Genomic DNA, 6,006 nt, shown 5'->3' with positions numbered 1-6,006 from the left:
TCCCTCCCACTCTCCCCATCTCCCCATCTCCCCACCCTCCCCACACTCTCCCCCTCTCCCCATCTCCCCATCTCCCCACACTTCCCACACTCTCCCCATCTCCCCACACTTCTCACACTCTCCCCATCTCCCCATCTCCCCATCTCCCCATCTCCCCACCCTCGAGAACCGAACAATACTCTGGACAAATGACAAGAGTTGATAGTACCAATGTTCTATAGAGCAATCACAAAGAACGACCATTTTTTGTCCAGAGTCTTATGGAAAACCTCACATCTGCCCAACAAGAACTGTACGATTGGCTGGTTAATTATATTCGCGTGTCACACCATGCCCCTTCGATCCGACAAATGATGAGAGCAATGAACTTGCGCTCACCAGCACCGATTCAGAGTAGGCTGGAACATTTGCGTAGTAAGGGATACATTGATTGGACGGAAGGAAAAGCCCGCACGATTAGGCTGCTGCGGCATTGTAATTTGGGAGTACCTGTTTTAGGAGCGATCGCAGCCGGGGGTCTAGTGGAACCCTTCACCGACACAGTTGAGGAGTTGGATATATCTGGGTTCTTCCAGCAACCAGGTAACTTTGCTCTGCGGGTTACTGGAGACAGCATGATCGAAGACTTAATTACAGAAGGGGATGTGGTGATTATGCGACCAGTGCCTGATCCCGATGACATCAAGAATGGTTTAATTGTAGCGGCACGGGTGGATGGACATGGTACTACCTTGAAACGTTTCTATCGTAAGGGTCACAAAGTTACTCTTAAACCCTCTAATGCTAAGTACCATCCCATAGAAGTGATGGCAAAACATGTCCAGGTTCAAGGAGTATTAGTCGGTGTCTGGCGGGGATATCAGCAGCATCTAACACCAGCAGCGATACATTAGCCATACCATAACAATAAGGAGAGCGAAGCATTTTGGTAATTCTTAGCTATCGCTCTCCCATCAGTAATATTCAGGCGGATTTGATTTTATTAAATTGGGTCATAGTTGTATCCCAATCAAAATTAGGCTGATTTGAGGGAATACTAACAATATCCAACATTAGCTAAGGCTCTATTCTACCCTTTCATGGCCTGTTTGCGTTTTAGTGCTGAACCAGCACCGATTGCACTTACTGCTAGTAAACCTAGAACCGAAGCTGGTTCAGGGACATCAATGGACTTTGCCAGGATGAACTCCTCCTGAGCCTCCGTTATTGATTGTCCATAAGCGTGATGGTACTTAAAAGAACCTGATTCTCCAGCAGCGAGAAGTAATTCAATACCAATATGTGTTCCCAGGTCTATAAAAGCGCCATTACCATCAAATGGATCATTAAAGAAATTGTTTAAACTATTACCATTAGATATCTGAAAAGGATTACCAGAAGCAACAGTCACATCAGGGTCTAGTGACCCCAAGACTACCGTCAGACCATCTTCTTCCGTGGCTTGACCGACTGTTGCCAATCCAGCATCGGTTGAGAGTGACAACACATCATTGAAAGTGCCGAAGCCGTTTCCTTGATCAATACCCTGGTCTGGATCAAAGGTGTCAAAATAACGCAGCGCTACGTCTGAACCATTGTTAACAAATTCAGTTGAGACGCTCAACACGTTAAAATCGGGAACCAGGGAATAGGTGCGGGTAAAATCAACATTAGCACCCCCTCCAGTGTATGTTCCTGTCACGGACACAGAGTCACCGGTGCTACTAACACTTACCGCTTGTTGGGTAAAACCTGTTGTGGTGTTTCTGACAAAAGTAGATGTGTTTGTCCCGTTTTGAAAACCAAAGTCGGAGATAGGAGCTCCTGGGTTAAAAAAATCACTAGCAAAGAAGGTCATTTTGTCAAATAATACGGTATCAATAGCACCGTTGTCTTCTCGAATTGTGACTTCTAGGGAACCATTGCTGAGAGTAAATGCTTGTGCTGAGGCAGTTCCTATGGACAGGAAAATCATGCTTGTAGCACCCAGTAAAACGGCTGATTTCTGAACAATAGATCCTGCTATTGCTATTGCCATTGATGACTTGGTTATTAGAGTTGAATTAGCCATAATTTTTCCGCCAAAATAAAATGTTTATTGGGTTGTATTTAGTGAAAGAATTTAATCACTAAATTAAATAACAATGGCAGAAAATTCAGTAGTAAAAAGTAGTAGGATTCAGCAATAACAAATATGAATTTTTGATAAAGATCGATTAGTTCTTTATCAAGGGTTTGTAAAGTGATCGTTGAGTTTATGAATTACCGATAAAAAAGTATAGTTGATTTATAAAGTTTTACTAAAGCTGCCGATGATTATCCTGAAAATTAACTCTTGATTTTGTTTTTTTTTTAGGATCAAACTATTCAAGCTATAGTCAAGGTAGTTTTGAATTAAAATACGTTTATTTTTTTTATAAAGTTGTAAAAAATATTAATGCATATTGAAGAAGCAATCGAACTTTTGCAATCCTTGGTGTTTGCGAAAACTGACCAGCATTTGGATAAAGTCCAAATTGATGTATTGCGGGGAGCTTGGGAAAATCACACTTATGATATAATTGCGGAAACTTACTGTTTTTCTAGTGCCCATGTCAAGACAGTTGGTGCAAAATTATGGCACTTGCTCTCTAAAGTATTGGGGACAAAGGTCAACAAAAAAAACGTTCAGGTCGTCCTCAAACGTATCGCAAGAGATTGGCAACAGGAGAGCAGCCGTAGAATTTCAAGCTCCCCAATCCTGGAATTACCCGGAGGTCAAGTTCCTCTAGATTCCCCTTTTTATATAGAGCGTCCCCCCATCGAAGCATGCTCATATCATGCCATTTTGCAACCCGGAGCCTTGATTCGGATTTATGCTCCCAGGCAAATGGGCAAAACCTCCCTGATGGCCAGGATTCTGGAGCAGGCACGATGGCAGGGAAATACCACAGTCACTCTCAACTTTAAACTAGCTAATCGAGAGGTCTTCACTAGCCTGGATAAATTATTACAGTGGTTCTGTGTCAGCGTTGGGAAAAGCCTGGGGCTGTCGAATCAGTTGGCGGATTATTGGGATGAGATTCTGGGCAGCAAATCTAACAGCACCGACTACTTTGAAAACTATCTGTTGGCTGACATTGACAGTTCACTCGTACTGGGCTTAGATGAGGTGGATATGGTGTTTCAATACCCGGAAATCGCCTCAGACTTTTTTAGTTTACTGCGCACCTGGCATGAGAAAGCTAAGTATGGAGATCGTAGGAGCTATATTTGGCAAAAACTTAAGTTAGTGGTTGTCTATGCCACAGAAAATGATGCTTGGCTGAATCTCCATGAATCCTTTAATGTGGGGCTGCCCATTGCTTTACCTGAGTTTACTCAGGAACAGGTACAAGATTTGGCACGGTGTTATGGACTGAATTGGGATGCTCATCAAGTGGCGCAGCTGATGTCTTTAGTAGGTGGCTATCCCTATCTGGTGTGCACAGCACTACACCACATTTATGATCAAGATTTCACTCTAGAGCAGTTTTTGCCTAAGTCTGCTATCCAAGGCAGAGTGTATGGGGAACATGTGCGTCGGCAATTCTTGAAGCGTCAACAGAATCGGGAACTCTATACAGCCTTTGCCCAACAGACAAGTTCACCCATACCGGTGGAATTAGATTGGCTTTAGGCTTTGCCGCTACAGGACATGGGGTCGGTGTATCTACGAGTTAATCACGTTCATTTAGGGTGGGCAGTCTCAAGCACTGCCCACCCTAGCATTAATCTAGCCGAAAGGAAGGCAGAAGGCAGCTATGCTGAAGGCAGCTATACTGAAGTAAAGGAGTAAGGTTTCATCCCAGAAGGTTTTTGATCACTAATTATCCGGACATGATGTCAGTTGATCTACAAGGTAATCAAGGGATGCCCAGCTGCAATTTTGTATCAACAGTTTCCCTATTCCCTATTCCTACTACTCTTCATCATCATCTTCAATCGCTTCATCTAACCGGTCATTGGCATCTTTAGCAAGCTTAACAAAAGCAATATTCGATGGTCATCCCACCTCTGTAGTCACTGCTCCTTCAGATAACTTTTTGGACATAAATAATTCTGCCCCTGCCAGACCCACAATCCCGCTTAGACTTGTAGCCCCGACAAGCAAGTGAAAGGAAAGCTTGGCTTGACGAATGCGCTCTTTAAAGAATCGGGTTTACCGGTCAAATTGTCTTGTTTTGTTTAGACATCATTGTTTAGCATTAAAAAATGCTTTTGGCTTGGGTAAATCCCATTCTACTTAAACTAGAGGCTCTCAAAACTACCGGTCAGGATTTGTGGATAAAATTTCACATTATTGACGGTTTTTCACATTTGTGAAGCTCGAAGAGTATCTCCGTGATGATTTTTTCACTGCTTCATAAAACTTCGTGAAACTATTGTTTCAATCTTGATCGACTAATAAATTAAAATCTCAACTCACAAGAGCAATAGTCAGGAGACAAGGAGCGATCGGCTATGATTCATAAAGAAGCCTTCGACGAAAAATATAAGAACATGCCTCGGAAAAGGAGACGAGTTTTGGAGGCGGTAGTGGCTGGCAAGACACATGAAGCAATCAGAGACGAGGTGCTAGGTGTCTCTGATATATCTACGGTAAGACATCATATTTGCCAAATCTATAAAGACTTTGAGATTCCAGCTAAGGGTTTGTCTGCTCGTTGTGAATTGGTTAAACTCGTTAATAGGTATAAGCCTGAGTTAGTGGCTGAACAAGTATTAATAGATTTCGAGTTATCGTCTCGATCTGGAGCTGCTCAAGAGATTTACATTGAGCGCCCACCCATTGAGGCTCGTTGTTATCAGGAAATTGTCAGAGTTGGAGCGTTAATTCGGATTAAAGCGCCGAAACTGATGGGCAAAACGTTACTGAGTCATCAGATTCTCGCCCATGGCGAAGAACTGGGTTATGGAAGGGTTTATTTAAACATGAATGAGCTACCTTTCACTAATTTAGATAAATTTTTACAGTCTTTTTGTGTGCGGGTTGGTGATAACTTGGGATTGTCGGAGCAGTTGGACAGTTATTGGAACAAGAGTTTAGTCAGCAAGGTAAACTGCAAACGATACTTCGAGCAGTATTTGTTAGCGTCTTTAGATAGTCCAGTAGTTTTGTGTTTGGATGGAGTAGAGCAAGTGTTTCCTCATCAAGAGGTGGCTCAAGGGTTTCTGACTTTGCTCCGAAGTTGCCATGAAGATGCTAATAGTAAAGAGATTTGGAAAAACCTACGGTTGATTGTGGTTTATGCCACGGAAGTTTACGTTAATTTATCTAACGAACAGTCGCCGTTTAATGTCGGATTACCTATAGAGTTACTAGAGTTTAGTGATCAGCAGGTTAAGACGTTTGCCCAGGGTTATGGGTTGACGTTGTCTGTGGATTCAGTAACCAAACTGATGGGGATGGTGGGGGGACATCCTTATTTATTGTCCCAAGCTTTTGATCATCTGAAGAATCACCCAGCAGCCGAGAAGACACTGGATAACTTTTTGGCTTTAGCGCCCACAGAAGCAGGAATTTATCGCAGTCATCTTCGTGAACTCTTAACTAGTATTAAAGAGCATCCCGAATTGCTGGAAGCTGTTAAATTATTAGTTAGTACAACCAATCCGGTGCGCCTGGATGCTACTATCACTCGGAAGTTGGAAAGTATTGGACTGGTTGAGCGCCATGGCAATGATTGTAGTTTGAGATGTAATTTGTATCGTCAGTATTTTAGCGATCGCATTTTAGGGAAAAGGGAGTAGGGAGTAGGGAGTAGGGAGTAGGGAGTAGGGAGTAGGGAGTAGGGAGTAGGGAGTAGGGAGTAGGGGGAATATCATTATTATCAACAGAGCAAGAAGTACGATAACAATGAGCAAAAATATCTTTAACTATAGCAAATTATTGAAAACTACTTCTTCTCTCTCCCCATCTCCCCATCTCCCCATCTCCCCATCTCCCCATCTCCCCATCTCCCCATCTCCCCATCTCCCCATCTCCCCAAGCCCGCAAGCGCGCCG

Annotated in this window: 6 protein-coding genes; 3 read left to right on the top strand and 3 right to left on the bottom strand. The window is 43.1% G+C overall.

Annotated elements, in window-relative coordinates:
• Positions 1–260: 260 nt before the first annotated feature.
• Complete coding sequence (gene lexA / locus F6J99_RS40590) at positions 261–893, top strand: transcriptional repressor LexA (protein WP_070391225.1); 633 nt, start codon at positions 261–263, stop codon at positions 891–893.
• A gap of 176 nt (positions 894–1,069) precedes the next feature.
• On the opposite strand, the gene F6J99_RS40585 is transcribed toward lexA, so the two are convergent.
• Complete coding sequence (locus tag F6J99_RS40585; protein WP_293121963.1) at positions 1,070–2,017, bottom strand: PEP-CTERM sorting domain-containing protein; 948 nt, start codon at positions 2,015–2,017, stop codon at positions 1,070–1,072.
• Between the two features lie 399 nt (positions 2,018–2,416).
• Here F6J99_RS40585 and F6J99_RS40580 point away from each other — a divergent pair, with 399 nt between their 5' ends.
• Positions 2,417–3,637 (top strand): AAA-like domain-containing protein, encoded by a 1,221-nt coding sequence (locus tag F6J99_RS40580; RefSeq protein ID WP_293121960.1) that lies wholly within the window; start codon positions 2,417–2,419, stop codon positions 3,635–3,637.
• A 366-nt stretch (positions 3,638–4,003) separates the two neighbouring features.
• On the opposite strand, the gene F6J99_RS45935 is transcribed toward F6J99_RS40580, so the two are convergent.
• Positions 4,004–4,138: a hypothetical protein gene (locus tag F6J99_RS45935; protein ID WP_365975230.1), complete on the bottom strand. Its 135-nt coding sequence runs from the start codon at positions 4,136–4,138 to the stop codon at positions 4,004–4,006.
• A gap of 323 nt (positions 4,139–4,461) precedes the next feature.
• On the opposite strand from F6J99_RS45935, the gene F6J99_RS40575 reads away from it, so the two are divergent.
• Positions 4,462–5,751, top strand: a complete 1,290-nt coding sequence (locus tag F6J99_RS40575; RefSeq protein ID WP_293121957.1) for an AAA-like domain-containing protein — start codon at positions 4,462–4,464, stop codon at positions 5,749–5,751.
• Here F6J99_RS40575 and F6J99_RS40570 read toward each other — a convergent pair.
• Positions 5,734–5,865: a hypothetical protein gene (locus tag F6J99_RS40570; protein WP_293121954.1), complete on the bottom strand. Its 132-nt coding sequence runs from the start codon at positions 5,863–5,865 to the stop codon at positions 5,734–5,736. The genes F6J99_RS40575 and F6J99_RS40570 overlap by 18 nt on opposite strands.
• Positions 5,866–6,006 lie beyond the last annotated feature (141 nt).

The sequence above is a fragment of the Moorena sp. SIO4G3 genome, assembly GCF_010692305.1.
GTDB lineage: Bacteria > Cyanobacteriota > Cyanobacteriia > Cyanobacteriales > Coleofasciculaceae > Moorena > Moorena producens_A.
Note: the sequence above shows the minus strand (reverse complement) of the source record. Positions and strands in the feature narration are given on the sequence as shown.

Coding starts and splice junctions, on each gene's coding strand:
- lexA (WP_070391225.1), top strand. CDS start 261: ATGGAAAACCTCACATCTGCCCAACAAGAACTGTACGATTGGCTGGTT.
- F6J99_RS40585 (WP_293121963.1), bottom strand. CDS start 2,017: ATGGCAATAGCAATAGCAGGATCTATTGTTCAGAAATCAGCCGTTTTA.
- F6J99_RS40580 (WP_293121960.1), top strand. CDS start 2,417: ATGCATATTGAAGAAGCAATCGAACTTTTGCAATCCTTGGTGTTTGCG.
- F6J99_RS40575 (WP_293121957.1), top strand. CDS start 4,462: ATGATTCATAAAGAAGCCTTCGACGAAAAATATAAGAACATGCCTCGG.